The 26394-nt window shown below is 71.7% G+C and carries 25 protein-coding genes; 10 read left to right on the plus strand and 15 right to left on the minus strand.

Annotated features, from left to right (window positions below):
• Positions 1-228 precede the first annotated feature (228 nt).
• The 8 genes from hisF to hisD are packed head-to-tail and all read right to left on the minus strand — an operon-like array spanning position 229 to position 5927.
• The gene (hisF, locus tag ACF1A1_RS01635; RefSeq protein ID WP_391644286.1) at positions 229-984 is read right to left on the minus strand and encodes an imidazole glycerol phosphate synthase subunit HisF; all 756 of its coding nucleotides are present in this window, start codon (positions 982-984) and stop codon (positions 229-231) included.
• A complete protein-coding gene (locus ACF1A1_RS01640; protein WP_391644288.1) occupies positions 981-1385 on the minus strand; it encodes a RidA family protein in 405 nt (134 codons plus the stop codon). Before ACF1A1_RS01640 ends, hisF begins: the two co-directional genes overlap by 4 nt.
• On the minus strand, positions 1382-2107 hold the full coding sequence (gene priA, locus ACF1A1_RS01645) for a bifunctional 1-(5-phosphoribosyl)-5-((5-phosphoribosylamino)methylideneamino)imidazole-4-carboxamide isomerase/phosphoribosylanthranilate isomerase PriA (RefSeq protein WP_391644290.1): 726 nt from the start codon (positions 2105-2107) through the stop codon (positions 1382-1384). Before priA ends, ACF1A1_RS01640 begins: the two co-directional genes overlap by 4 nt.
• Entirely contained in the window at positions 2104-2754 is a 651-nt protein-coding gene (hisH, locus tag ACF1A1_RS01650) for an imidazole glycerol phosphate synthase subunit HisH (RefSeq protein ID WP_391644292.1), read from the minus strand. Before hisH ends, priA begins: the two co-directional genes overlap by 4 nt.
• Positions 2745-2909 carry a hypothetical protein gene (locus tag ACF1A1_RS01655; protein WP_391644294.1) on the minus strand — a complete coding sequence of 55 codons (165 nt, stop codon included), beginning with the start codon at positions 2907-2909 and terminating at the stop codon, positions 2745-2747. Before ACF1A1_RS01655 ends, hisH begins: the two co-directional genes overlap by 10 nt.
• Positions 2906-3499 (minus strand): imidazoleglycerol-phosphate dehydratase HisB, encoded by a 594-nt coding sequence (hisB, locus tag ACF1A1_RS01660; protein ID WP_391644296.1) that lies wholly within the window; start codon positions 3497-3499, stop codon positions 2906-2908. Before hisB ends, ACF1A1_RS01655 begins: the two co-directional genes overlap by 4 nt.
• Positions 3496-4605 (minus strand): histidinol-phosphate transaminase, encoded by a 1110-nt coding sequence (locus ACF1A1_RS01665; RefSeq protein ID WP_391644298.1) that lies wholly within the window; start codon positions 4603-4605, stop codon positions 3496-3498. The genes hisB and ACF1A1_RS01665 overlap by 4 nt, the downstream gene beginning before the upstream one ends.
• Positions 4602-5927, minus strand: coding sequence for a histidinol dehydrogenase (hisD, locus tag ACF1A1_RS01670; RefSeq protein ID WP_391644300.1), 1326 nt, complete (start codon positions 5925-5927; stop codon positions 4602-4604). The genes ACF1A1_RS01665 and hisD overlap by 4 nt, the downstream gene beginning before the upstream one ends.
• 197 nt (positions 5928-6124) lie before the next feature.
• On the opposite strand from hisD, the gene ACF1A1_RS01675 reads away from it, so the two are divergent.
• From ACF1A1_RS01675 to ybaK, 4 genes are all read left to right on the plus strand, one after another.
• Entirely contained in the window at positions 6125-7702 is a 1578-nt protein-coding gene (locus ACF1A1_RS01675) for an oxidoreductase (protein WP_391644302.1), read from the plus strand.
• Positions 7703-7881: 179 nt separating this feature from the next.
• The gene (locus ACF1A1_RS01680) at positions 7882-8919 is read left to right on the plus strand and encodes a hypothetical protein (RefSeq protein ID WP_391644304.1); all 1038 of its coding nucleotides are present in this window, start codon (positions 7882-7884) and stop codon (positions 8917-8919) included.
• An 11-nt stretch (positions 8920-8930) separates the two neighbouring features.
• Entirely contained in the window at positions 8931-9671 is a 741-nt protein-coding gene (locus tag ACF1A1_RS01685; RefSeq protein WP_391644306.1) for an LON peptidase substrate-binding domain-containing protein, read from the plus strand.
• A gap of 27 nt (positions 9672-9698) precedes the next feature.
• Positions 9699-10199, plus strand: coding sequence for a Cys-tRNA(Pro) deacylase (gene ybaK / locus ACF1A1_RS01690; RefSeq protein WP_391644308.1), 501 nt, complete (start codon positions 9699-9701; stop codon positions 10197-10199).
• Positions 10200-10587: 388 nt separating this feature from the next.
• Here the strand turns inward: ybaK and ACF1A1_RS01695 are convergent, their stop codons facing one another.
• The 4 genes from ACF1A1_RS01695 to ACF1A1_RS01710 all read right to left on the minus strand — a co-directional run bounded on the left by ACF1A1_RS01695 (position 10588) and on the right by ACF1A1_RS01710 (position 14507).
• The gene (locus tag ACF1A1_RS01695) at positions 10588-11268 is read right to left on the minus strand and encodes an AAA family ATPase (protein WP_391644310.1); all 681 of its coding nucleotides are present in this window, start codon (positions 11266-11268) and stop codon (positions 10588-10590) included.
• A 34-nt stretch (positions 11269-11302) separates the two neighbouring features.
• A complete protein-coding gene (locus tag ACF1A1_RS01700; protein ID WP_391644312.1) occupies positions 11303-12127 on the minus strand; it encodes an ABC transporter permease in 825 nt (274 codons plus the stop codon).
• A 73-nt stretch (positions 12128-12200) separates the two neighbouring features.
• Positions 12201-13175, minus strand: coding sequence for an ABC transporter ATP-binding protein (locus ACF1A1_RS01705; protein ID WP_391644314.1), 975 nt, complete (start codon positions 13173-13175; stop codon positions 12201-12203).
• Between the two features lie 108 nt (positions 13176-13283).
• A complete protein-coding gene (locus tag ACF1A1_RS01710; RefSeq protein WP_391644316.1) occupies positions 13284-14507 on the minus strand; it encodes an NYN domain-containing protein in 1224 nt (407 codons plus the stop codon).
• A 226-nt stretch (positions 14508-14733) separates the two neighbouring features.
• Here ACF1A1_RS01710 and ACF1A1_RS01715 point away from each other — a divergent pair, with 226 nt between their 5' ends.
• Entirely contained in the window at positions 14734-14901 is a 168-nt protein-coding gene (locus tag ACF1A1_RS01715; RefSeq protein ID WP_391644318.1) for a hypothetical protein, read from the plus strand.
• A gap of 266 nt (positions 14902-15167) precedes the next feature.
• Here ACF1A1_RS01715 and dnaE read toward each other — a convergent pair whose 3' ends face one another.
• Positions 15168-18707, minus strand: a complete 3540-nt coding sequence (gene dnaE / locus ACF1A1_RS01720) for a DNA polymerase III subunit alpha (RefSeq protein ID WP_391644320.1) — start codon at positions 18705-18707, stop codon at positions 15168-15170.
• 204 nt (positions 18708-18911) lie between these two features.
• Here dnaE and ACF1A1_RS01725 point away from each other — a divergent pair, with 204 nt between their 5' ends.
• From ACF1A1_RS01725 to ACF1A1_RS01740, 4 genes are all read left to right on the plus strand, one after another.
• A complete protein-coding gene (locus tag ACF1A1_RS01725; RefSeq protein WP_391644322.1) occupies positions 18912-20261 on the plus strand; it encodes a DUF2252 domain-containing protein in 1350 nt (449 codons plus the stop codon).
• A gap of 87 nt (positions 20262-20348) precedes the next feature.
• Positions 20349-21041 carry a hypothetical protein gene (locus ACF1A1_RS01730; protein WP_391644324.1) on the plus strand — a complete coding sequence of 231 codons (693 nt, stop codon included), beginning with the start codon at positions 20349-20351 and terminating at the stop codon, positions 21039-21041.
• Positions 21042-21140: 99 nt separating this feature from the next.
• Positions 21141-21953, plus strand: coding sequence for a thioredoxin domain-containing protein (locus tag ACF1A1_RS01735; protein ID WP_391644326.1), 813 nt, complete (start codon positions 21141-21143; stop codon positions 21951-21953).
• 80 nt (positions 21954-22033) lie between these two features.
• Positions 22034-23716 carry an alkaline phosphatase D family protein gene (locus ACF1A1_RS01740; RefSeq protein WP_391644328.1) on the plus strand — a complete coding sequence of 561 codons (1683 nt, stop codon included), beginning with the start codon at positions 22034-22036 and terminating at the stop codon, positions 23714-23716.
• Positions 23717-23726: 10 nt separating this feature from the next.
• Here the strand turns inward: ACF1A1_RS01740 and ACF1A1_RS01745 are convergent, their stop codons facing one another.
• Positions 23727-24296 carry a dienelactone hydrolase family protein gene (locus ACF1A1_RS01745; RefSeq protein WP_391644330.1) on the minus strand — a complete coding sequence of 190 codons (570 nt, stop codon included), beginning with the start codon at positions 24294-24296 and terminating at the stop codon, positions 23727-23729.
• A gap of 122 nt (positions 24297-24418) precedes the next feature.
• Here ACF1A1_RS01745 and ACF1A1_RS01750 point away from each other — a divergent pair, with 122 nt between their 5' ends.
• Positions 24419-25540: a mechanosensitive ion channel family protein gene (locus ACF1A1_RS01750; RefSeq protein ID WP_391644332.1), complete on the plus strand. Its 1122-nt coding sequence runs from the start codon at positions 24419-24421 to the stop codon at positions 25538-25540.
• 3 nt (positions 25541-25543) lie between these two features.
• Here ACF1A1_RS01750 and ACF1A1_RS01755 read toward each other — a convergent pair whose 3' ends face one another.
• On the minus strand, positions 25544-26284 hold the full coding sequence (locus ACF1A1_RS01755) for an SDR family NAD(P)-dependent oxidoreductase (protein WP_391644334.1): 741 nt from the start codon (positions 26282-26284) through the stop codon (positions 25544-25546).
• Between the last annotated feature and the right edge of the window lie 110 nt (positions 26285-26394).

Genomic DNA, 26394 nt, shown 5'->3' on the forward strand with positions numbered 1-26394 from the left:
CCGGTGTGCCACCCGCGACGGCCCAGCGACCCCGGTGCGCCGCCCGCGACGGCCCAGCGACCACCGGGAAGGTGAGCGGCGCGACGCCGAAGCCGACCAGGGTGGAGACCGAGGTGACGCGGCCGTGGAGACCGAGGTGACGCGGCCTGCCCATGAGTGGGCCCCGGCCACCGAGGTGACCGGGGCCTGCCTTCGGCCGACCGAGGTCCGCCTCGGCTCGTCGAGGCGTCACCGCACGGGGTGCCCCGCCTCGCGCAGCGCCTGCTTCACCTCGCCGATCCGGAGATCGCCGAAGTGGAAGACGGAGGCGGCCAGGACGGCGTCCGCGCCCGCGTCGACGGCCGGCGGGAAGTCGGCGAGCCTGCCGGCCCCGCCGGAGGCGATCACCGGGACCGTGACGTGCTTGCGGACGGCGGTGATCATCTCCAGGTCGTAGCCGTCCTTGGTGCCGTCCGCGTCCATCGAGTTCAGCAGGATCTCGCCCGCGCCCAGCTCGGCGGCCCGGTGCGCCCACTCGACGGCGTCGATGCCGGTGCCCTTGCGGCCGCCGTGGGTCGTCACCTCGAAGGAGCCGGACTCGGTGCGGCGGGCGTCGACCGACAGCACCAGCACCTGGCTGCCGAAGCGCTCGGCGATCTCCCTGATCAGCTCCGGGCGGGCGATCGCCGCCGTGTTGACGCCCACCTTGTCGGCGCCGGCCCGCAGCAGCTTGTCCACGTCCTCGGGGGTGCGCACCCCGCCGCCGACGGTGAGCGGGATGAACACCTGCTCGGCGGTGCGGCGCACCACGTCGTACGTCGTCTCGCGGTTGCCCGACGAGGCGGTGATGTCCAGGAACGTCAGTTCGTCGGCGCCCTCGGCGTCGTACACCTTCGCCATCTCGACGGGGTCGCCGGCGTCGCGCAGGTTCTGGAAGTTGACGCCCTTGACGACCCGGCCGTTGTCCACGTCCAGGCAGGGGATGACTCGGACCGCCAGGGTCATGACTTCACGGCTCCTCTGAATGCTTCCAATTCCACTGAGACCAGGACGCGCGGGTCGATGAAGCCCTCCACGATCAGCAGGGTCGCGGCCGGGCGCACGGCGTCGAAGAGCTCCTTGTGGGCCCGGCCCACCTCGTCGACGTCCCGCGGATGCGCCAGGTACATCCGGGTCCTGATCACCGACTCGGGCCCGAGCCCGAACTCGGCGATCGCCTCGAGCGCGCTGGTGAAGGCCACCTTGGCCTGCTCGTACGGGTCGCCCTCCCCGTACAGCACGTCGCCCTTGAAGGCCGTCGTGCCCGCCACCAGCACACGGTCGCCGGCCGCGACGGCGCGTGCGAAACCGAAAGTCTCTTCCCAGGGATTCCCGCTCTGCACACGCCGTACGGCTCCGGACGTCATGACGACACAGCCTCCAAGGCCTCTTCCAGGGTGAACGCCTTCGCGTACAGCGCCTTCCCGACGATGGCGCCCTCGACACCGAGGGGCACCAGCTCGGCGATGGCCCGCAGGTCGTCGAGGGACGACACGCCACCGGAGGCCACGACCGGGCGGTCCGTCGCGGCGCAGACGTTCTTCAGCAGTTCCAGGTTCGGGCCCTGGAGGGTGCCGTCCTTGGCGATGTCGGTCACCACGTAGCGCGCGCAGCCCTCCTTGTCGAGGCGCTCCAGCGTCTCGTAGAGGTCGCCGCCGTCGCGGGTCCAGCCGCGGCCGCGCAGGGTGGTGCCGCGGACGTCGAGGCCGACGGCGATCCTGTCGCCGTGCCGGGCGATGACCTCGGCGACCCACTCGGGGGTCTCCAGGGCGGCCGTGCCGAGGTTGACCCGGGTGCAGCCGGTGGCGAGGGCGGCGGCGAGGGTGTCGTCGTCGCGGATGCCGCCGGACAGCTCCACCTTGATGTCCATCGCCCCGGTGACCTCGGCGATCAGGTCCCGGTTGTTCCCGGTGCCGAACGCGGCGTCCAGGTCGACCAGGTGCAGCCACTCGGCGCCGGCCCGCTGCCAGGCGAGGGCGGCCTCCAGGGGGGAGCCGTAGGAGGTCTCGGTGCCGGACTCGCCGTGGACGAGGCGGACGGCCTGGCCGTCGCGGACGTCGACGGCGGGGAGGAGTTCGAGCTTGCTCACAGGGTTCCGATCCAGTTGGTGAGGAGCTGGGCTCCGGCGTCGCCGGACTTCTCGGGGTGGAACTGCGTGGCCCACAGGGGGCCGTTCTCCACGGCGGCCACGAACGGCTTGCCGTGCGTCGACCAGGTCACCCTGGGGGCGTGCATGGTCGGGTTGTGCACTTCGAGGGACCAGTCGTGGACGGCGTAGGAGTGCACGAAGTAGAAGCGCGCGTCCGCGTCCAGGCCGGCGAACAGCTCGGAGTCGGCCGGGGCGTCCACGGTGTTCCAGCCCATGTGGGGGACGATCTCGGCCTGGAGCGGCTCGACCGCGCCGGGCCACTCGTCGAGGCCCTCGGTCTCCACGCCGTGCTCGATGCCCCGCGCGAACAGGATCTGCATGCCGACGCAGATGCCCATCACCGGGCGGCCGCCGGACAGCCTCCGGTCGATGATCCAGTCGCCGCGCGCGTCGCGCAGGCCCTTCATGCAGGCGGCGAAGGCGCCGACGCCCGGCACCAGCAGGCCGTCGGCGTTCATGGCCCGGTCGAAGTCACGGGTGATCTCGACGTCGGCCCCGGTGCGCGCCAGGGCACGCTCGGCGGAACGGACGTTGCCGAAGCCGTAGTCGAAGACGACTACCTTCTTGGAAGCGGCGTTCAATTCCACACCTCCAGCCGCATGACGCCCGCGACGAGACACATCGCGGCGCCGATCGAGAGCAGCACGATCAGGCTCTTGGGCATCTCCTGCTTGACGAAGGAGATGATGCCGCCGACGAGGAAGAGGCCGACGACGATGAGGACGGTCGACAGGCCGGTCACAGCGCGCCCTTCGTGGACGGCAGGATGCCGGCGGCGCGCGGGTCGCGCTCGGACGCGTACCGCAGCGCCCGCGCCAGCGCCTTGAACTGGCACTCCACGATGTGGTGCGCGTTGCGCCCGTAGGGCACGTGCACGTGCAGCGCGACCTGCGCCTGGGCGACGAAGGACTCCAGGATGTGCCGGGTCATCGTGGTGTCGTACTCGCCGATCATCGGCGCCATGTTCTCGGGCTCGGTGTGCACGAGGTAGGGGCGGCCGGACAGGTCGACGGTGACCTGGGCGAGGGACTCGTCCAGCGGGACCGTGCAGTTGCCGAAGCGGTAGATGCCCACCTTGTCGCCGAGGGCCTGCTTGAAGGCGGCGCCCAGCGCGAGGGCGGTGTCCTCGATGGTGTGGTGCGAGTCGATGTGCAGGTCGCCCTCGGTCTTCACGGTGAGGTCGAACAGACCGTGCCGGCCGAGCTGGTCGAGCATGTGGTCGTAGAAGCCGACGCCCGTCGACACGTCGACCTTGCCGGACCCGTCGAGATCGATCTCGACGAGGACCGAGGTCTCTTTCGTCACTCGCTCCACGCGTCCCACGCGGTTCATGAACCCTGCTCCTTCTTGATGTCACGGACCGCGTCGAGGAACGCGTCGTTCTCTTCGGGGGTGCCGGCGGTGACCCGCAGCCAGCCGGGCACGCCGTTGTCCCGGACCAGGACGCCCCGGTCGAGGATCTTCCGCCAGACGGCGTGGGCGTCGGTGAAGCGCCCGAACTGCACGAAGTTGGCGTCCGAGGCGGTCACCTCGTAGCCGGCCGCGAGCAGCTCGGTTACCAGCCGGTCCCGCTCGGCCTTCAGCTGCTCGACGTACTTCAGCAGCGTGTCGGTGTGCTCCAGGGCGGCCAGCGCGGTCGCCTGGGTGACGGCCGAGAGGTGGTAGGGCAGCCGGACGAGCTGGACGGCGTCCACGACCGCCGGGTGCGCGGCGAGGTAGCCGAGGCGCAGGCCGGCCGCGCCGAAGGCCTTCGACATCGTCCGCGAGACGACGAGATTCGGCCGACCTTCGAGCAGCGGCAGGAGCGAGTCGCCGTGACTGAACTCGACGTACGCCTCGTCCACGATCACCATGGACGGCTTCGCCGCCTGCGCGGCCTCGTACAGCGCGATGACGGTCCCGGACGGGACGGCGGTACCGGTGGGGTTGTTGGGGGTGGTGATGAAGACGACGTCCGGCCGGTGTTCCGCGATCGCCTTCTCGGCAGCCGCCAGGTCGATGGTGAAGTCCTCGTGGCGGGGACCGGAGATCCAGCCGGTCCCGGTGCCGCGCGCGATGAGCCCGTGCATCGAGTACGACGGCTCGAAGCCGATCGCGCTGCGGCCGGGCCCGCCGAAGGTCTGCAGCAGCTGCTGGATGACCTCGTTGGAGCCGTTCGCCGCCCAGACGTTGGCCGGGCCGACCTCGTGACCGGAGGTGTCGGTCAGGTACGCGGCGAGCCGGGTGCGCAGCTCGACGGCGTCCCGGTCCGGGTAGCGGTTGAGGTGACGGGCCGCCTCGCGCACCCGCTCCGCGATCCGCTCGACCAGCGGCTCGGGCAGCGGGTAGGGGTTCTCGTTGGTGTTCAGCCGTACGGGGACGTCCAACTGGGGCGCGCCGTAGGGGGACTTGCCGCGCAGCTCGTCCCGTACGGGGAGATCGTCGATTCCGAAGCTCACTTGCTCGTCGGTACCTTCCACCCGAACCTTGCCTTGATCGCCGCGCCGTGCGCGGGCAGGTCCTCCGCCTCCGCCAGCGTCACCACGTGGTGCGCGACCTCGGCCAGCGCCTCCCGCGTGTAGTCGACGATGTGGATGCCGCGCAGGAAGGACTGGACGGACAGGCCGGAGGAGTGGCAGGCGCAGCCGCCCGTGGGCAGGACGTGGTTGGACCCGGCCGCGTAGTCGCCGAGGGAGACGGGCGCCCACGGTCCGATGAAGATCGCGCCGGCGTTCCTCACCCGGTCGGCCACGGCGGCCGCGTCCGCCGTCTGGATCTCCAGGTGTTCCGCGCCGTACGCGTCGACGACCCGGAGGCCCTCGTCGACGCCGTCGACGAGCACGATCGCGGACTGCTTGCCCTTGAGTGCCGGGACGATCCGGTCGTCGATGTGCCTGGTGGCCGCGACCTGCGGCTGGAGCTCCTTCTCGACGGCGTCCGCCAGCTCGACGGAGTCCGTGACCAGGACGGCGGCGGCCAGCGGGTCGTGCTCGGCCTGGCTGATCAGGTCGGAGGCGACGTGCACCGGGTCGGCCGTGGCGTCCGCGAGGACCGCGATCTCGGTGGGGCCGGCCTCGGCGTCGATGCCGATCTTGCCGGTGAAGTAGCGCTTGGCGGCGGCGACCCAGATGTTGCCGGGTCCGGTGACCATGGTGGCGGGCGGGCAGGACTCGGTGCCGTACGCGAACATCGCGACCGCGGTCGCGCCGCCGGCCGCGTAGACCTCGTCGACGCCGAGCAGCGCGCAGGCGGCGAGGATCGTCGGGTGCGGCAGCCCGCCGAACTCGGCCTGCGCCGGCGAGGCGAGCGCGATGGACTCGACGCCGGCCTCCTGCGCGGGCACGACGTTCATGACCACGGAGGACGGGTAGACCGACCGGCCGCCGGGAGCGTAGAGCCCGACGCGCTCGACCGGAACCCATTTCTCGGTCACGGAACCGCCGGGCACGACCTGGGTCGTGTGGGTCGTACGGCGCTGCTCGCGGTGGACGAGACGGGCGCGGCGGATGGACTCCTCCAGGGCCGCGCGCACGGCCGGGTCGAGTTCCTCCAGGGCGCGGGCGAGGGCCGCGGCGGGCACCCGCACCTGGTCGAGCCTGACCCCGTCGAACTTCTCGGCGAAGTCGATCAGCGCCGCGTCGCCCCGATGATGCACGGCTTCGCAGATCGGACGCACCTTCTCGAGGGCGGTCTGAACGTCGAAGTCGGCTCGGGGCAGCAGGTCGCGCAGGGCGGGGCCCTCGGGGAGGGCGTCGCCGCGCAGATCGATTCGGGAGATCACGTCGTCAATTCTCTCAGACCGGCATCGGACGTCGTCCGCACGTATCAATGGCTGATACAGAACGTGGCCGGATTCGAAGGCTCAGGGGGTCCTGGAGGGTGTCCCCCGGAAGGCACAGCACGGTTGGCGTTCGGGACGTCACCCAACGGGCATGAACGGGTGGCGAGACCCGGGCGCGAGCGAAGGGACCGAACAGCGTGACGGAGGGGGCCGGCTTCCACGCCGGGGACCTGCCGGACGACCTGACCGCCGCCGAGGCCGGCATGTGGCAGGCCTTCCGCAACGGCAGTGTGTACGACCTGAGCAGCGGGGACACCGTCGTCGACGATCCGCACGGCGGGCATCCCTGGGGCGAGGCGCGCAGCGTGCGGGCGCGGATCGTGGCCTGGCTGCTGTTGGACGGGCCGCCCGCGCTCGCGGGCCGGGTGTCCTCGCTCAAGCTCGTCGGCGTGCAGATCAGCGGCACGCTCGACCTCGCGGGCGGCACGGTAGAGCCGTACGTCGAGCTGAAGCGCTGCCGGTTCGAGCGGGACGTGCTGCTGCCGGAGGCGCGGGTGACGACCGTGCGCATGGTGGACTGCTCGGTGCCGCGGCTGGAGGCGGCCCGGCTCCAGACGGAGGGCGACCTGCACCTGCCCCGCTGCCGCTTCCACAACGGCGTCCGGCTCACCGACGCGCACATCGGCACGGACCTGCTGCTCAACCAGGCGATCGTCTACCGCGACCGCACCGGCCGCTCGATCTCCGCCGACGGCCTGACCGTCGGCCAGGACCTCCAGGCGGAGATGCTGGAGTCGCACGGCGAGCTGAGGCTGCGCAGCGCCAAGATCGGCGTGTCGCTGAGCCTGCGCGGGGCCCGGCTGGCCAACCCGTACACCCGGTTCGCGCTGAACGCGCCCCAGCTGACCGTGGAACGCTCCCTGTACCTGACCCCGGCCGGCGTCGGCGGCCTGGCGCTGAGCGGTACGACGCCCGCGCGCGGGACGCGCGTCCAGCGCTTCGAGTGCCGGGGCGGGGTGCGGCTGGACGACGGGCGGTTCGGGGACGCCGTCGACCTGGAGCGGGCCCGGTTCGCCTTCACCGACGACCAGGAGCTGTCGCTGCGCCGGGTGCAGACGCCCGAGCTGCGCTTCCTCGGGGAGCATCCGCAGCGCGGCAAGGTGGTGCTGTCGGGCGCCCGGGTGGTCAACCTGGTGGACCGCGCGAGCGCCTGGCCGGCCCCGGGCAACCTGCACATGGGGGGCTTCGCGTACGAGAATCTGGTGCCGCAGGGCCCGTTCCCGCTGGAGGAGCGGCTGGAGTGGGTGGCCGCCGCGACCGCCGAGTACAACCCGGAGCCGTACGAGCGGCTGGCGGCGGTGCTGCGGGCCGGCGGGGAGGACGAGGACGCCCGCGAGGTGCTGCTCGCCAAGCAGCGCCGGCGCCGCGAGACCCTGCCGCCGGCCGCGAAGCTCTGGGGGTACGCGCAGGACTGGACGGTCGCCTACGGCTACCGGCCGGGCCGGGCCGCGGTGTGGATGGCGGTGCTGTGGGCGGCGAGCACCCTGGCCTTCACGCACGCCGACCATCCGCCCGTCAACCGTGAGGGGCACCCGCCCTGGAACCCGGCTCTCTTCGCCCTCGATCTGCTGTTGCCGGTGATCGACCTGGGGCAGGCCGGCCAGTGGCGGCTGCACGGCGGCTGGCAGTGGGTGCAGACGGCGATGATCCTGCTGGGCTGGGTCCTGGCGACGACGGTGGCGGCGGGCACGACCCGGCTGCTGCGGCGCAGCTGACGGCGGGGGCGGGAGAGGCGCCCGGGGAGGAGATCCACCGGAGGGGGCGCCGCCCACGGCCGCGAACAGTTGTCGAACAGTTACCTTTTACCTGTCCTTGACTCGGCGGCGTACAACTTTCCACAGGTTCGCCCTGCCCTCTGGCATTCGTGGACCTGCGGCTTTTCAATGGCAAAACCATGGCTCTGCTGCCCCCCTTCATCCGCGCCTCCCGGACGGTCACGTCCCGGCAGGCACGGACCGCCGCCCCCCACCCCGTCGCAGGGCTCCCGGCCGACGACGAGGTGCTCCTCGACGTGCCCGACGACCGCCTCGGACCCGCGCTGGTCGCGGCCGGGCGGGGCGGGTACGAGACCGCCGCGGAGCTGCTGGCCGGCACCCGCGAGCGGGCCGAGTGGGAGTACCGCGACCGGTACGCCCTGCGCCTGGCGTCCTTCGCGGGCTCGCGTCCGGAATGGTTCGAGGAGTGGCGCGCCGCCGCCCCGCGCGACCCGGACGTCCTGCTGGTCGCCGCCCAGCTCGCGGTGGACCGGGCCTGGCGGTCGCCCGCCCGGGCCGAGCTGCTGCGCGAGGTCAGCCCGCTGATCACGGCGGCCGCGCAGAGCGACGTCCGCGACCCGGTGCCGTGGCGGATCGCCCTGGACCACGCGCGCGGGGCGAACGCCGGACACACGTACTTCCAGGAGCTGTGGGCGGCCGCGGTCCGCCGCGCCCCGCACCACTACGGCTGCCACGTGGCCGCCAAGCGCTATCTGGCCGAGTCCTGGCACGGCTCCCACCGCGAGTGCTTCGACTTCGCCGACCGGGCCGCGCAGGACGCCCCCGCGGGCTCCCTCGTGCAGGCCCTGCCGGTACGGGCGACCTTCGCCTACCTCACCGACGGCTGCGGGCCCGAGGTGCCGCGCGAACGCCTCGACGCGGCCGCCGACCGGGCGATCGACCTCTCCGCCCGCTTCCCGGCGTCCGACCCCTGGCCCGCCGAGATCCGCAACCTGCTGACGTACGTCCTGGCCCGCCTGGACCGCCGCGAGGAAGCCCTCGTCCAGCTGCGTCTGATCGGCCCGTACGCGACGTCCTTCCCCTGGGGGCGGCTGTCGGACGACCCGCTGGGGCACTTCCTGGCGGTGCGCGCGGGCGTGTGCTCCGGACCGTCCGGGCAGTCCCTGGGGCATCCACGGAATGGTCACGGGGAACAGACGTACCCCGGGGACCACTAGGCTTCTGCGCCGTGACCACCGTCCGGCTGCCGCTCTTCCCCCTGAACTCGGTGCTGTTCCCGGGGCTCGTCCTCCCGCTCAACGTCTTCGAGGAGCGCTATCGCGCCATGATGCGCGATCTGCTCAAGTCGCCCGAGGAGGAACCGCGCCGGTTCGCCGTCGTGGCGATCCGCGACGGCCACGAGGTGGCGCCCAGCGCGCCGGGCATGCCCGACCCCACGGCGCTGCCCCGGCGCGGGCCGGCGGCCGGCTTCGGCGACGACCCGGCCAAGTCGTTCCACGGGGTCGGGTGTGTCGCCGACGCGGCGACGATCCGGGAGCGGTCCGACGGCACCTTCGAGGTCCTGGCGACCGGCACGACCCGGGTGCGCCTGCTGTCCGTGGACGCGTCGGGCCCGTACCTGACGGCGGAGTTGCAGGAGCTGCCGGAGGAGCCGGGCGACGAGGCGGGCGCGCTCGCGGAGGGCGTGCTGCGGGCCTTCCGCCAGTACCAGAAGCGGCTCGCGGGCGCCCGGGAACGCTCACTGACCACCGGGGCGGACCTGCCGGACGAGCCGTCCGTGGTGTCGTACCTGGTGGCGGCCGCGATGATGCTCGACACCCCGAGCAAGCAGCGGCTGCTCCAGGCCCCGGACACCGCCTCCCGGCTGCGCGACGAGCTGACACTGCTGCGCGCGGAGACGGCCATCCTGCGTAGCCTGCCCTCGCTGCCCGCGGCGGACCTGACGCGCGGGCCGACGAGTCTGAACTGACGCACCCAGAAGGCCCGAAGAGCGAAGATGGCGAAGAAGTCGAAGAAGCAGCAGCCCGGCGGCACGCCCGCGACCGTCGCCCTCACGACGGCGGGCGTGGACTTCACGGTCCACGCCTACGACCACGACCCGAGCCACCCCTCCTACGGCGAGGAGGCGGCCGAGGCGATGGGCGTCTCCCCCGACCGGGTCTTCAAGACCCTCGTCGCGGACGTCGACGGCACCCTGACCGTGGCGGTGGTCCCGGTCGCCGGCTCGCTGGACCTGAAGGCGCTGGCGTCGGCGGTCGGCGGCAAGCGCGCGGCCATGGCGGACCCGACCCTGGCGGAACGCACCACGGGCTACGTCCGCGGCGGCATCTCCCCGCTGGGCCAGCGCAAGAAGCTGCCCACGGTCCTCGACGACTCCGCGAGCGCCCACGCCACCATCTGCGTGTCGGCGGGCCGGCGCGGGCTGGAGGTCGAAGTGTCCCCGACGGACCTCGCCAAGCTCACCGAGGCGGTCCTCGCTCCCATCGGGCGTGCGTGAGCCTCGGCGGATCGCAGGAGACGCGGACCGCGGGTGGCGGGTGGTGAAGGGCCGTTGAACCGCGGACGGCGGCCCGCCCCGGCCGACCGGTTCGGGTCTCCCCGGTCCCTGCCCCCGCCCCCTGCCGGTCGCGAGGGAGCCGGTGGGACGCGGTCGGACGCCGTCGGACGCCGTCGGACGCGGTCGGACTCCTCGATCACCGGCGCCACGGAGAACGTGCCGCGCCGGCCGGCCCACCAAGAGGCGGCGTGGTGAAAGGGACGCGTGGCGATGCTCTGTTCCTGGGTGGAGTGCCTCGCCCACGCCGAGGTCGCCCGGTCGATCGGCCGGCCTACCGGAGCGGACGAGGAAGTGGTCGCCCGCCAGAGCAGGACGCGGTCGGACGCCCCTACGCCGTCGGGCCCTCGTACGGCTTCGCGTACGGTCCGTACTGCCCGTACACCTCGGGATCCCGCGGGCCGAACAGGGCCGTGAGGCCGAGGTGCACCACCAGTGCGGCCACGGACCAGGCCAGCAGCGCGCCCTTCGCGCCCAGCTTCAGGGGGGCCGAGAACGTGACGCCCCGGCCCGCCGCCTTCGCCTGGGCGAGCACGTCGCCGACGGAGCCGAGCCAGACGCCGAGGCGCCAGGCCACGAGTGAGCCGAGCAGGCCGCCCACGGCCAGCGCCACGACCAGGGGCACGCTCCCGCGCCGCCGCCACGCGAAAGCGGCCAGCGCGCTCACGGCACCGAAGGCCATGGCCAGCAGCGTGAACATGCCGTCCACGCCGACGGCCTGCTCGCCCTCGGTGTCCTTGAAGTAGACGACCCATTCGCCGTCCACGACGTCCCCGACGAGCGGCACGCGCGGTGCGAGCCACACCCACAGCAGTCCGAGCAGCACCCCGGCGAGCGCGACCAGCACCGTGACCACGGCCGCTTCCCGCAGCTCGGTCTTCATCCCGGGTCCGCCCTGGCCGTAGGCGGCGTCGGGCGCGGCCACCCCCGGGTACCCGCCCGGCGCCGGAGGCCAGGGGCCGTGCGGGGACGGTTCGTGCGGGGGCGGAGGGGGAGTCAGCGGTGCGGTCACCCTGACATCGTGCCAGGCCCGCCCGAGCGGCGCGTCATCGGACGGCGGCCCGGCGGTACGCCCAGGTGGCGACGGCCAGCGACACGACGCCGACGCCCGCGCAGACCGCGAGGTCACCGAGGACGAACGCCCAGTCGGGGCTGGCCCGGAAGGTCCGCGCGAACGCCTCGACGCCGTACGTCGACGGCAGCAGGTCACGGGTGAAGCGCACCGGTTCCGGCATCCGGTCGGGCGGCAGCACACCCAGCAGCAGCGCCGCCGACATGCCCAACTGCCCCAGAACGGTGGCCAGCTCGGGCCTGGGCGCGAGCAGCCCGAAGGCCGCCCCGAGCCCGGACAGCGCGGCTCCCGCCAGCGGGATCACCAGCGCCAGTATCCACAGGTGGGTCAGCGGCAGCCCGAACAGCACGCACCCGAAGACGGCCGTGACCAGCGTCCCCGGCACGGTGAAGGACGCGTACGCGCCCGCCGCGCCCAGCACCACGGCGGCGGGCGGCACCGGCAGGGTCGCGTAGTGGTCCAGCCCCCCGCTCGCCCGCAGCTGCCCGAAGTACTGCGCGAGCAGGTTCAGCGCGACGAAGGCGACGACGAGGACCGCCGAGCCGGCCACCACGGCCTCCGCCTCCCTCCCCCCGTCCACGACCCCGCGCATCATGATCAGGATGCCGACCGACTGGAAGGTCGCCACGAACAGCAGGGGGATGCGCGCCACGCGCGCACGGGACAGCTGCGCCCGGTACACGGCCACCAGAGACGGCCACAGCCGCGCGCGCGGCCCCAGCTCGGCCACCGCGCGGACCGGCTGCTCGTCCACGGCCAGGACGCTGCCCGGCAGAACCTCTGCGGGTACGACACTCACGTCGCGCTGCTCTCCCTCTCGGAGTTCACTCCGTCAGTCGTCCTGTTCGGTACGGATGCGATGGCTGCCTTGCTCAAACCTTCACCAGCCCTTGCAGCGCGGCGCCACCCAGGGCCAGATAGACGTCCTCCAGGCTCGGCGTGGCCAGGGTGAAGTCGTCCAGGGCGGCGAAGGCGGCCCCGCCGGTGACGGTGGCGACGACCGCGCGGGCCTCCTCGGGGGCCAGCCGCAGCGTCCAGCGGCGCCCCGACTCCACGGCCCGCTCGCGCAGCGCGGCGACCTCGGGCACGTCCAGCGGCGCCCGCTCCCGCCACACCAGCTCCACCCGTACCTCGCCCGCGACCTGCTCCTTGAGCCCGGCGGGCGTGTCACAGGCGATGACCCGGCCCTTGTCGAGGACGGCGACCCGGTCGAGCACGGTCTCGGCCTCGATGACGTTGTGGGTGACGAGGAGCACGGTCGTCCCGCGCTCGGCCCGCCGCCGGTCCACGGCGCCCCACACGGCCCGCCGGGCCACGGGGTCCATGCCCGTGGTCGGCTCGTCCAGCACCAGCAGGGGCCGCTCCCCCACCAGCGCGGTCGCGAAACAGGCCAGCCGCCGCTGTCCGCCGGACAGCTTCCGCAGCGGCCGCCCGGCGATCGGGGTGAGCCCGAGTTCGTCCAGCACGGCGTCCCGCTCCCGGCGTGCCCGCCGTACGTCGAGGCCGCGCAGGCGTCCGGTGGTCTCGGCGGCGAGGGAGACGGTGAGTTCGTCGAGGGCGGTGGACTCCTGGCCGAGGTAGGCGAGGATGCGCGCGGCCCGCTCCGGGTGGCGCACGATGTCGTGCCCGAGGATCTCCACGCTGCCCGTGTCCGGCCGCATCAGCCCGGTCACCTGCCGGACCAGGGTGGACTTGCCGGCCCCGTTCGGCCCGAGCAGGCCGAAGATCTCACCGCGCCGGACGTCCAGACGTACGTCGTCGGTGGCGCGCACCTCGGGTGTCGCGGGGGTGCCGCGCCGGCCGCGTACGGCCGGATAGGTCTTGGTCAGGCCGCGCACGGCACACACGACCTCGCCCCTGTGCCGAATTGCCGGTGCCGCGCGCGTACTCACAAGGGACGAGACTACGGGGTCGGCGCCCCCCGCTCGCCGTCGGGGGCGTCGGGAGCGCCCGTCTCAGTCCGTCGCGGGCGCGTGCTCGGCGGCCGCCCGCACGTCGATCTCCCGCCAGAAGCCCGCCCGGATGGCGTAACGGTCGTGCTCGTCGATCTGGTCGTCCTTGTGTGCGAGCAGCCCGAAGCGGGCCGCGTACCGCAGCAGCTCTCCGTCGATGCGGTGCGGGATCCGCGGATACATCCCGGACAGCTTCTGCAGGCGGCTCTGGTCGCCGAGGCGCTCCATCCACCGCCGGGCGAAGACCTGCCCCACCTCGTACGGGTCGCCGCCGACGGTGGTGATGTCCTCCTCGCGGTCGGCCCACCGCTGCTCGGCCGTGGTGAGCTGGGCGAGCGTGGGCATGGAGGCGGCCTCGGAGGGCTCGGCCGCGACGCCGGGCCGGTCGACCCAGCCCTTGTCGGAGGACCAGCGCAGGGTGGCGGTCGCGGGGTGCTGGACGGCCTGGGCGCCGGGCGCGCGCAGTGCGGCGAGGTCCTTCGGGGTGGGGACGCCCTTGGGCGCGGGGACCCGGTCCCGCGGGGCGTCGCCGTCGGCCGACGAGGTCGTGGGAGCGTGCTCGCCGTCCTCGGTCGTGTGCCCGTCCGCGGGGCCGAGCCCGGAGTCGGGCAGCGGCGCGGAGAGGATCGCGGCGATCTCGGGCCGGGGCGCGGGCGGTGGCGCGCAGATCCCGCCGAGGTCCTTGGCGCGTACGGCCTTGGTGATCCACGTACGGTCCAGGACGCGCCGTTCGTCGGCCTCGGCGACCAGGTCCTCGGACTGGTTGTAGTCGCCGTCGGCGGCCTGCACGGCCCACAGGTGGACGGCGACGCCGTGCTCCTTGGCGGCCATCATGCCGGGCAGCAGGTCACCGTCGCCGGTGACGAGGACGACGTCGGAGCAGGCGCGGTTGCGGGCCAGCTCGGTCAGCTCGGCGTGCATGGCGGCGTCGACGCCCTTCTGCGCCCAGCGGCCGTCACTGCGGGTCAGGGCGCCCAGGCGGACGGTCACCCGGGGCATCACGCGCAGCCGGCGGTGCTCGGGCTGGGGGACGCGGTCGGGGGCGCCGTCGAACCAGTAGATGCGCAGCAGGGGCCGTTCCGTGTCGGACTCGGCCTGTTCGCGCAGGCCCTGGATCAGGGCGGAGTGGTCGACGGTGATCCGGGACCGCGACGGCTCTCCCGCGAGGAGACTCGCGGCGGCCCCCAGCAGATACCCGGCGTCCACCAGGACGATGCAGCGGTCCACACGACTCACCCTCTTCCTGGGAGGTTTGCTTCGGGCCTGCTTCGAGTCTGCCCGACCACGCGGGGGTTAACGGCCCGAACTCGATCTTCGGCGTGGCGTTTCGGGAGGCGCGTGCTCCGACGAGCCCTGTCACACACGGTAATTATCCGAAATGCGCCGTGTGTCAGCTTATGTGAATCTGGTCCCGGCCCTGGCCCCCAGACCCCCGAACAGGAGGCAGATCCCCATGGCCAAGAACAAGAACCGTGACCGTAAGCAGTCCCGCCCCGAGCGCACCCCGCAGACGGCTCAGCCGTCCACGATGGAGCCGCAGGACGAGCAGCACGTCACGCAGGTGACGCCCGGTGACGTCGGCCGCGGCAAGGGCCGCGGCAAGCGCTTCGGCCACAACTAGCAGCTGTGTGAAGGGCCCTTGAAGCCCGGCGCATACCGAGGGGCGCACCCGGTGTCGGGTGCGCCCCTCATGTGTGTCCGTCACCGCGGGGTCCCCGCCGCGTCTTCTGCGCTGCCGGTTCCTCGCCGCGTCTTCTGCGCTGCGGGTTCCTCGCCGCGTCTTCTGCGCTGCGGGTTCCTCGCGGGGCGTTCCCCGCAGGGCGTTCCCCGCAGGGCGTTCCCCGCAGGGCGTTCCCCGCAGGGCGTTCCCCGCGGAGTGCTCCTCGCTCAGCCCGCCAGGCAGGACGGGCCGAGCAGCACCTTGAGGTCGCCGAACAGCGCCGGGTCGGGCTTGACCCGGTGCCGGTCCAGGCGCAGCACCGTCGTCTTCGTCGGGCCCTGGAGCCTGATCCGGACCTCGCTGTCGCCCTTGTGATGGGTGAGGATCTCGCCGAGGCGGCTGACCATCGGCGGGGTGACCTTCATGGCCGGGATGGTCAGGATCACGGGCGCGTTGGTGCCCGCGGTGGACAGGTCCGGGACCATCAGCTCCATCGCGACGAGGCGCGGCACGTCCTCGCGCTTGTCGAGGCGGCCCTTGACGAACACCACGGCGTCCTCGACGAGTTGGGTGGACACCAGCTGGTAGGTCGCCGGGAAGAACATGCACTCGATGGAGCCGGCCAGGTCCTCGACGGTGGCGATCGCCCAGGCGTTGCCCTGCTTGGTCATCTTGCGCTGGAGGCCCGAGATGATGCCGCCGATGGTGACCACCGCGCCGTCCGCGTGCTCACCTCCGGTGAGCTGGGCGATGCCCGCGTCGGCCTTGTCGGACAGCACGTGCTCCAGGCCGAACAGCGGGTGGTCGGAGACGTACAGACCGAGCATCTCGCGCTCCTGCGCGAGCAGGTACGTCTTCTCCCACTCGTCGGTCGTGAACTCGACGTCGAGGCCGAAGCCGGGTTCGCTGGTCTGCTCCTCGCCCATGCCGCCGAAGAGGTCGAACTGACCCTCGGCCTCCTTGCGCTTGACCGCGACCACGTTGTCGATCATCGGTTCGTACTGGGCCGTCAGCCCCTTGCGGGTGTGGCCCATCGAGTCGAAGGCGCCGGCCTTGATCAGGGATTCGGTGGTCCGCTTGTTGCAGACGACCGCCTCGACCTTGTCCAGGTAGTCGGGGAAGGAGGCGTACTTCCCCTTCGCCTTGCGGGTCTTGATGATCGACTCCACGACGTTGGTGCCGACGTTGCGGACGGCGGAGAGGCCGAAGAGGATCACGTCGTCGCCCTGCGCGGCGAAGTTCGCCTCGGACTCGTTGACGTTCGGCGGGAGCACCTTGATGCCCATGCGCCGGCACTCGTTGAGGTAGACGGCCGACTTGTCCTTGTCGTCCTTGACGGACGTCAGCAGCGCGGCCATGTACTCGGCGGGGTGGTTCGCCTTCAGGAAGGCGGTCCAGTAGGAGACCAGGCCGTACGCGGCGGAGTGCGCCTTGTTGAACGCGTAGCCGGCGAAGGGGACCAGCACGTCCCAGAGGGCCTGGATGGCCTCGTCGCTGTAGCCGTTCTTGCGGGCGCCGGCCTGGAAGATGGTGAAGTTCTTCGCCAGCTCCTCGGGCTTCTTCTTGCCCATCACACGGCGGAGGATGTCGGCCTCGCCGAGCGAGTAGCCGGCGATGATCTGGGCGGCCTTCTGCACCTGCTCCTGATAGACGATCAGGCCGTAGGTGACGTCCAGGACCTCCTTGAGCGGCGCCTCCAGCTCGGGATGGATCGGCGTGATCTCCTGCTGGCCGTTCTTGCGCAGGGCGTAGTTCGTGTGGGAGTTCATGCCCATCGGGCCCGGGCGGTACAGGGCCGACACGGCGGAGATGTCTTCGAAGTTGTCCGGCTTCATCAGGCGCAGCAGGGAGCGCATGGGGCCGCCGTCGAACTGGAAGACGCCGAGGGTGTCGCCGCGCTGGAGCAGCTCGAAGGTCGTGGGGTCGTCGAGCGGGAGGCTCAGGAGATCGATGTCGATCCCCTTGTTGGCCTTCACCATCTTGACGGCGTCGTCCATGATCGTGAGGTTGCGCAGGCCCAGGAAGTCCATCTTCAGCAGGCCGAGCGACTCACAGCTCGGATAGTCCCACTGTGTGATGGTCACGCCGTCGGTGTGCCTCACCCAGACCGGGACGTGGTCGGTGATGGTCTCGCTGGACATGATCACGCCGGCCGCGTGCACGCCCATCTGCCGGACCAGGCCCTCGACGCCCTTGGCGGTGTCGATGACCTTCTTCACGTCCGGTTCGTTCTCGTACATCGCCCGGACCTCGCCCGCCTCCGAGTAGCGGGGGTGGCTGGGGTCGGTGATGCCGGAGAGCGGGATGCCCTTGCCGAGGACGTCGGCGGGCATGGCCTTGGTGATGCGGTCGCCCATCGCGTACGGGTAGCCCAGCACGCGCGCGGAGTCCTTGATCGCGTTCTTGGCCTTGATGGTGCCGTACGTGCCGATCATGGCGACCTTGTCGGCGCCGTACTTCTCCGTCACGTACCGGATCACCTCGACGCGCCGGCGCTCGTCGAAGTCGATGTCGACATCGGGCATGGAGACGCGCTCGGGGTTGAGGAACCGCTCGAAGATCAGGCCGTGCGGGATCGGGTCGAGGTCGGTGATGCCCATGGCGTAGGCGACGATCGAACCGGCCGCGGAGCCTCGGCCGGGGCCGACCGCGATGCCGTTGTTCTTGGCCCACATGATGAAGTCGGCGACGACGAGGAAGTAGCCCGGGAACCCCATCTGGATGATGACGTCCATCTCGTACTCGACCTGCCTCTGCCGGTCCTCGGGGATGCCGCCGGGGAAGCGGCGCTCCATGCCGCGGCGGACCTCCTCCTTGAACCAGGTGACCTCGGTGTAGCCCTCCGGGATGTCGAACTTCGGCATGAGGTCGCGCTTCTCGAACATGCCCGTGGTGTCGACCTGCTCGGCCACCAGGAGCGTGTTGCGGCAGCCCTCCTGCCAGGCGTCCGAGGAGTCGATGGCGTACATCTCGTCCGTGGACTTCAGGTAGTAGCCGGTGCCGTCGAACTTGAAGCGGTCGGGGTCGGAGAGGTTCTTGCCGGTCTGGATGCACAGCAGCGCGTCGTGCGCCCCCGCCTCGTGCGCGTACGTGTAGTGCGAGTCGTTGGTGACCAGCGGCGGGATGCCGAGCTTCTTGCCGATGTCGAGCAGGCCGTCGCGGACCCGGCGCTCGATCTCGATGCCGTGGTCCATCAGCTCCAGGAAGTAGCGGTCCTTGCCGAAGATGTCCTGGTAGTCGGCGGCGGCCTTCAGGGCCTCGTCGTACTGGCCGAGGCGCAGCCGGGTCTGGAGCTCGCCCGACGGGCAGCCGGTGGAGGCGATCAGCCCCTCCGACCACTGGGAGATCGTCTCCTTGTCCATGCGCGGCCACTTCTGCAGCCAGCCCTCGGCGTAGGCGTCGGAGGACAGCCGGAAGAGGTTGTGCAGTCCCGTCGCGTTCGCCGCCCAGATCGTCTTGTGGGTGTAACCACCCGAACCGGAGACGTCGTCCCGCTTCTGGTGCGGCTGGCCCCACTGGATCTTGCGCTTGTTGCGCCGAGACTCGGGGGCGACATAGGCCTCGATCCCGATGATCGGGGTGATGCCGGCCTTCTTCGCGGAGTGGAAGAAGTCGTAGGCCCCGTGGAGGTTGCCGTGGTCGGACATGGCGATGTGCGTCATGCCCATCTCGTTGCAGGCGTCGAACATGTCCTTCAGCCGCGCGGCACCGTCCAGCAGCGAGTACTGGGTGTGGACGTGCAGGTGCGTGAACGGCGGCTTTGACACGGCGTGGCCTCCAAGGGAAACACTCGACGACAGGCTGGCGGACAGTCTGGGGGTCAGCGTCGAAGTCTATGCCTCGGGACTGACACTCGGAGGGCTCCCCCGCGTACCTTCACAGCGGGCGTCGCGGGCACTTTCGCGCGCACCCGCCCGTTGGAGACGACAGAAACGCTGTCGTACACGTCATGCACCAGGAGGCACCCCGCGATGTCGGTCCCGCAGCTCAATGACGAGCCTCGCGGCGAGGAGATCCTCGCTGTCTTCGACACCGCCTTCGGCGCGCTCCTGGCCGCCGACCCGGCCGCGTTCCGCGTGAAGTTCCGGAAGATGGCGGCCTCGGCGTTCGCGTTCTACCGGGGTACGGCGTGCCTCTTCTACCACGACCTCGACACGGCGAACGCCGGGCGGGGCGGTGGGCGGATACCCAGCGGTCCGTACCTGGACGAGCGCACCTCGCGCGTGTGGATCCACGGCGACCTGCACGCGGAGAACTTCGGCACGTACATGGACGCCAACGGCCGCCTGATCTTCAACGTCAACGACTTCGACGAGGCGTACGTCGGCCCCTTCACCTGGGACCTCGAGCGCTTCTCCGCCTCGATCGCCCTCATCGGGTACGCGAAGGCGCTCGGCGACGACCAGATCACCGACCTGGTGGAGGTGTACGCGGGCGCGTACCGCGAGCGGATCCACGCCCTGGCCACCGGCGCCAAGAGCGACGAGGTGCCGCCGTTCACACTGGACACGGCCGAGGGACCGCTGCTGGACGCGCTGCGGGTGGCCCGCTCCCTGACCCGCTTCGGGCTGCTGGACTCCATGACCGAGATCCGCGACTTCGAGCGCCGCTTCGCGCCGGGCGGCGGCTCCATCGAGCTGGACGCGGCGACCCGCTACAAGGTGCTGGCCGCCTTCGACGGCTATCTGGAGACACTCCCGGAGACCTCGCTGGCCCGCCCGGACTCCTACCGCGTGAAGGACGTCGTCGGCCGCCGGGGCATCGGCATCGGGTCCGCCGGCCTGCCGTCGTACAACATCCTGCTGGAGGGGCACAGCGACGCCCTGGAGAACGACGTCGTGATCTACATCAAGCAGGCCCAGACCCCGGCCGTCTCCCGGCACATCACCGACCAGGCGATCCGCGGCTACTTCCAGCACGAGGGCCACCGCACGGTCATCTCGCAGCGCGCCCTCCAGGCGCACGCCGACCCGTGGCTGGGCTGGACCGAGCTGGACGGCGCCGGCCAGCTGGTCGCCGAGGTCTCGCCGTACGCCGTGGACCTCGACTGGGGCGACATCGACGACCCGGAGGAGATCGCGGCCGTCGTCGCCGACCTGGGCCGGGCCACGGCCACGATGCACGCGGCGGCGGACGACACCTCCGGCGAGTCCCTGGTGCCGTTCTCCACCGAGCGGGCCATCGACGCGGCCATCGCCGCCGACGAGGAGGGCTTCGCCCCCCTGCTGGTGGACTTCGCGCACACCTACGGCGCCCGCGCGCGTGCGGACCACCAGATCTTCGTCGACCTCTTCCGCAACGGCCGGATTCCGGGCCTGTGACCGATACCCGACACGCATAACGAATAGAGCTCGCACCCCGCCCCTTTAGGGGCCTCTTACAGGAGCGCGTGACAGACTTCCTCCGCCATGGACATATCCGGGACCCGACTCAGAGCCGTACGCGCGGCGCTGTTCACGGCCTTCGTCGTGACGCTCAGCACCGCGTCGCACGTCCTGCTGTCCCGGGCCCCGCTGCCGCTGAACACGGTGGCCGCCGTCGCGGTCGCCGTGTTCGTCCTCGCGTACGCCCTCGCGGGCCGCGAGTGCGGCTTCGGGCGGATCGCCGCCCTGCTGATCCCGTTGGAGCTGGCGGCCGACACGATCTTCACCACCGGCCAGCACGTCTGCTACGGCCGGGCGGGCGGCCCGGTCGCCGGCCCACTGGCCTCGGTCGGCTGGGACGTGCTGTGCGGTGACGGCACCCCCGTCGGGACGCCGCTGGCCCAGGTCACCGGCACCGACACCGCCGAGCTGGGCGGACTCCTCGCCCACGCCGACCCGGCCACCGCCTGGCTGCTGCTCGGCGCCCACATCGGCGTCGGCCTGGTGGCCGCCGCCTGGCTGCGCCGGGGCGAGCGGGCGCTGGCCCAGTTGCTGCGGGCGGCCGCGGCGACCACCTTCCGGCCGCTGCTGCTGGCCGTCGCCGCCGTGACCGTACGACGCGCCCCGGCGGCCCGCCGCCTGCCGCGGCCCACGCGCCGTACGATCGCCGTCCGCGACCGGATCCTCGTGCACTCCCTGGGCCGGCGTGGACCGCCGCGCCGGGTCGCCCTCGTCTGAGCGACACCCACCGCGTCGCGCCGACGAGCACGTGAGCACGCCAGTCCACACACGTATTCCAGCGCACCCCCGTGCGCGTCCCACATGGAGAACACCCACATGAGCAAGCGGAACAGCCAGGCGGCGAAGAACGCGGCCCGGGAGCGGCTGCGCGTCGAACGCGAGCGCCAGGCCAAGAGGGCCAAGGTCAAGCGGCAGATCGTCGTCGCCTGCTCGGTCGTCGGCGTCCTCGCGGCGGCGGGCGGCATAGGCTACGCCGTCGTCCAGGCCAACAAGCCCTCCTACTGGGAAGAGGCCAAGAACGCCAAGCTGGTCAAGCCGGCCAACACCACCGGCGAGAACGGCACGACCGTCGTCATCGGCAAGAGCACCGCCAAGAAGACCCTCGCCCTGTACGAGGACCCGCGCTGCCCGGTCTGCGCCCAGTTCGAGCAGACGGTCGGCTCGACGGTGAAGGCGGACTACGACGCCGGCAAGTACAAGATCCAGTTCGTCGGCGCCACCTTCCTCGACCGCAGCCTGACCGGCGAGGGTTCCAAGAACGCGCTGAGCGCCCTGGGCGCCGCCCTCAACGTCAGCCCCGAGGCCTTCCTCGAGTACAAGACCGCCCTGTACTCGGCGAAGTGGCACCCCGAGGAGTCCGACGACAAGTTCAAGGACGACAGCTACCTGATCAAGGTGGCGGACACCGTCCCGGCGCTGAAGGGCAACACCAAGTTCCAGACGGCCGTGAAGGACGGCACCTTCGACAAGTGGGCACTGGAGATGTCCGCGACGTTCGACGCGAGCGGCGTGTCGGGCACCCCGACGCTGAAGATGGACGGCAAGACGCTGACCGGCTCCGGCGGCAAGAACGCGCCGATGACGGTCGCCGACTTCAACACCGCGATCGCGGCGGCCCTCAAGGCCTGATCCGACGCCGAGTCGAAGAGCGGGCGAACTTTTCCGGTTCGCCCGCTCTTTTGTCGTACCGGTCAGTAATCTGATCGGCCGTGACCAGTCGATACAGATCAATAGAGAGCACCGACGCGTCGTCCACCGGCCCCAACTCGCTTGCGCCGCGCCGCCGTACGGTCGTCAAGGCGGCCGCCGCCACCGCCGTGCTGGCGGGCCCGCTCGCCGCCGCGCTGCCCGCCCGGGCCGCCGAAGAGGTCCCGGCCTTCGCGCACGGTGTCGCCTCCGGCGATCCGCTGCCCGACGGCATCCTGCTGTGGACCCGGGTGACGCCCACCGCCGAGGCGACACCCGGCTCCGGGCTCGGCCCGGACACCGAGGTCGAGTGGGTCGTCGCCGAGGACAAGGCGCTGACCGCCATCGTGGCCAAGGGTTCCGTCACCGCCACCGCCGCCTCCGACCACACCGTCAAGGCCGATGTGCGCGGCCTGAAGCCGGCCACCGACTACTGGTTCCGCTTCTCGGCCGGCGGCACCGACTCCCCGGTGGCGCGTACCCGCACCGCGCCGGCGGCGGACGCGTCGGTGGCGAACCTCCGCTTCGGCGTGGTCTCCTGCGCCAACTGGGAGGCCGGCTACTTCTCCTCGTACCGCCATCTCGCCGCCCGCGGCGACCTCGACGCCTGGCTGCACCTCGGCGACTACATCTACGAGTACGGCACCGGTGAGTACGGCACGCGCGGAACCGTCGTACGGCAGCACGCGCCCACGCACGAGATCCTCACGCTCGCCGACTACCGCACCCGGCACGGCAGGTACAAGACCGACCCGGACCTCCAGGCCCTGCACGCGAAGGCGCCCGTCATCGCGATCTGGGACGACCACGAGATCGCCAACGACGCCTGGTCGGGCGGCGCGGAGAACCACACCGAGGGCACCGAGGGCACCTGGGCGGCCCGTCAGGCGGCCGCGAAACAGGCCTACTTCGAGTGGATGCCGGTCCGCCCGGCGCTCGCCGGCACCACCTACCGCCGGCTGCGCTTCGGCAGGCTCGCCGACCTCTCCCTGCTGGACCTGCGCTCCTTCCGCTCCCAGCAGGTCTCCGTCGGCGACGGCGAGGTCGACGACCCGGACCGCACGCTCACCGGACGTGCGCAGCTCGACTGGCTGAAGGCCGGGTTGAAGGCGTCGGACACCACCTGGCGGCTGGTCGGCAACTCGGTGATGATCTCGCCGTTCGCCATCGGCTCGCTCTCCGCCGACCTGCTCAAGCCGCTCGCCAAACTGCTCGGCCTGCCGCAGGAGGGCCTCGCCCTCAACACCGACCAGTGGGACGGCTACACCGACGACCGCCGGGAGCTACTCGCCCACCTGCGCGCGAACGCCATCCGCAACACGGTCTTCCTGACCGGCGACATCCACATGGCGTGGGCCAACGACGTGCCGGTGGACGCCGGGACGTACCCGCTGTCCGCCTCGGCCGCCACGGAGTTCGTGGTCACCTCGGTGACCTCCGACAACCTCGACGACCTCGTGAAGGTCCCCGAGGGCACGGTCTCCGCGATCGCCGCGCCGGTCATCAGGGCCGCCAACCGCCACGTCCACTGGGTCGACACCGACCGGCACGGCTACGGCGTCCTGGACATCACCGCCGACCGGGCGCAGATGGACTACTACGTCGTCTCCGACCGCACGAGGGCCGACGCGGCCTCGTCGTGGTCGCGTTCGTACCGCACGCGCAGCGGTACGCAGAAGGTGGAGCGGACGTACGACCCGGTGTAGCCGGTCCCGCCTAGAGGCTTTCGAGGAAGCCGAGCGCCACCCGCCAGGTGGCCTCGGCCGCCTCCTCGTCGTAGTCCGGCAGGTCGGGGTCGGTGTAGAGGTGGCCGGCCCCGGCGTACCGGTAGATCTCCACGTCGGCGCCGGCTCTGCGCATCTGCAGATACCAGGCGCTCAGCCAGTCGTCGGTCTCGAACGGGTCCGGCTCGGCGACGTGCAGCTGCACCGGCAACTCGTCCACCGACGCGTTCGGCGCGAGGTCGGAGGTGCCGTGCAGGAGCAGCAGGCCACGGGCCTTGTCGTCGCCCAGAGCGAGGGTCTGCGCGATGGACGCGCCGAGCGAGAACCCCGCGTAGACCAGGCCTCTCTCCGAGTAGGGGGCGGCGGCCAGGACGGCTCTCCTCAGCAGCTCGTCCTTGCCGGCCTCCTCCTCGTGGGCCATGCCCTCCTCGACCGTGTCGAACGTGCGCCCCTCGAAGAGGTCCGGCGTCCACACCTCGTGCCCGGCGGCGCGCAGCCGGTCCGCCGCCGCCCGCACCGCGGGGCGCAGTCCATAGGTCGAATGGAAGAGCATGATGTTCATGGGGCCATGGTGCCAGCAGTCACCGACAACGCCCCATGAGCCGCCATGCACACCTCAGGACGTGTGTCTCTTCACAAAAGGCGCATGTTCATGACCCGGCCGGGCCGGTTACGTTCGAAGGCATGGAGAACCTACTCCGCCCACTGATCGTGGTCGGCGGCTCGGTCGTACTGACGTTGTTCATCGGCTGGGCCACCGACCGTCTTCTGTGCAAGGCCGACCGAAGTCACCCCGAGACGCCCCTGTGGGGGCTGCTGCGCCGTGGCCGCATCCCGTACCAGCTCGTGCTGTGCGCGGCGATGCTGAGAGGGTCGTTCGACCAGGCGGAGCTGTTGCAGGAGCACAAGGTCGGCATCGGCCGGACGCTCACGCTGGTGCTGATCGGCGCCGCCGCCTGGCTGGTGATCCGGATCGCCGCCGCGGTGGTGGAGACCTCCTACAGCCGGTACGCGCGCGCCCACCGCGACCCGGCCCGGGTCCGTCGGGTGCGCACCCAGGTGACGCTGATCATGCGGGTGGTCGCGGCGGTCGTCGGTGTGGTGGCGGCGGCGGCGATGCTGCTGACGTTCCCCGCGTTCCGCGCGGCCGGCGCCTCGCTGCTGGCCTCGGCCGGGATCCTCGGCATCGTCGCCGGTGTCGCCGCGCAGTCCACGCTGAGCAACATGTTCGCCGGGCTGCAGATCGCCTTCGGCGACATGGTGCGCATCGGCGACACCGTGGTGGTGGACGGCGAGTGGGGCACGGTCGAGGAGATCACCCTGACCTTCCTGACCGTGCGGACCTGGGACGAGCGCCGGATCACGATGCCCGTCTCGTACTTCACCTCCAAGCCGTTCGAGAACTGGTCGCGCGGCACGCCGCAGATGACCGGCATCGTCTACTGGCACCTCGACCACTCGGCACCGCTGGAGGCGATGCGCGAGAAGCTGCGCGACATCCTGCGCGAGTGCCCGGCCTGGGACGGCCGCGCCTACGGCCTCGACGTCACGGACACCACCCCGAACACCATGCAGGTGCGGGCCCTGGTGACCGCCAAGGACGCCGACGACATCTGGACGGCCCGGGTCACGGTCCGCGAGGGCATGATCCGCTGGCTGTTCGAGGAGCACCCGTACGCGCTGCCCCGCGTCAACACCGCGGACGCGCTGCTGCCGCCGGGCCGTTCGAACGGCAGGCCGTTCCCCGACGGCGTGGCGCCGCGCCAGCGCCGCGCCCACGAGTCGCCCCGGGGGGCGGACCGCTGACCGTCAGCGTCCGCGCTCGGCGCCTCCGTTGACCTGCACGATCTGCGAGGTGATGTGCCCGGCGCCCGGGGAGGCCAGCCAGTGCAGGGTGCCGGCGACGTCCCCGGGCGTCCCGGCACGCCCGTTCGCCGTCTCCGCCACGAGCCGCTCGCGCCGCCCCTCCTCGATCGCCCCGCCGAAGAACCCGGTGTCCTCGACATATCCGGGCGCGACGACGTTCACGGTGATGCCGTGCGGTCCCAACTCCCGTGCGAGATCGTGCGCGTACGGATGCAGCGCGGCCTTGGCAGCGCCGTACGCCCCGCTCCCGGACCCCCGGTGGGCGGCGATCGAGCTGACGAACAGCACCCGCCCACCGGGCCGGGCGAGCCGGCCCTTCAGCGCCTCCGTGAGCAGGGCCGCGGTGAGGGTGTTGAGCCGGAAGTTCACGGTCCAGCTGTGCGCGACACGGTCGAGGGGATCGTCGCTGTCGGGCTGCGGTTCCAGTTGCCCGGTCCCACCGGCACCGTGGATGAGCACATCCACCGTCCCGAGGGTCTCTTCGACGAACAACTCGATCTGCCGCACCTCGTCCGGCTCACTGAGGTCGGCGGCATAGGTGAGCGCCCCGTCCACCCCGGCCCTCTCCAACACCTCCCGCCGGCGCCCGAGCAACAGCACCCGGTCCCCGCCCGCTGCGAAGGCCTGCGCCGCGGCAAGCCCGATCCCGGTCCCTCCACCACTGATGACGACGTTGCGTGCCATGGATCCGACCCTACGGAGGAGGAGACGGACGGTCACCGGCGTTTACGCAGTCGGCACGAACAACGCACACGCGGCACCGGCGGCGCGCCGCAAGAGCGACCGGCGGGCAA

It is taken from the genome of Streptomyces sp. NPDC014995, assembly GCF_043080745.1.
In the GTDB taxonomy this organism is placed as follows: Bacteria; Actinomycetota; Actinomycetes; order Streptomycetales; family Streptomycetaceae; genus Streptomyces.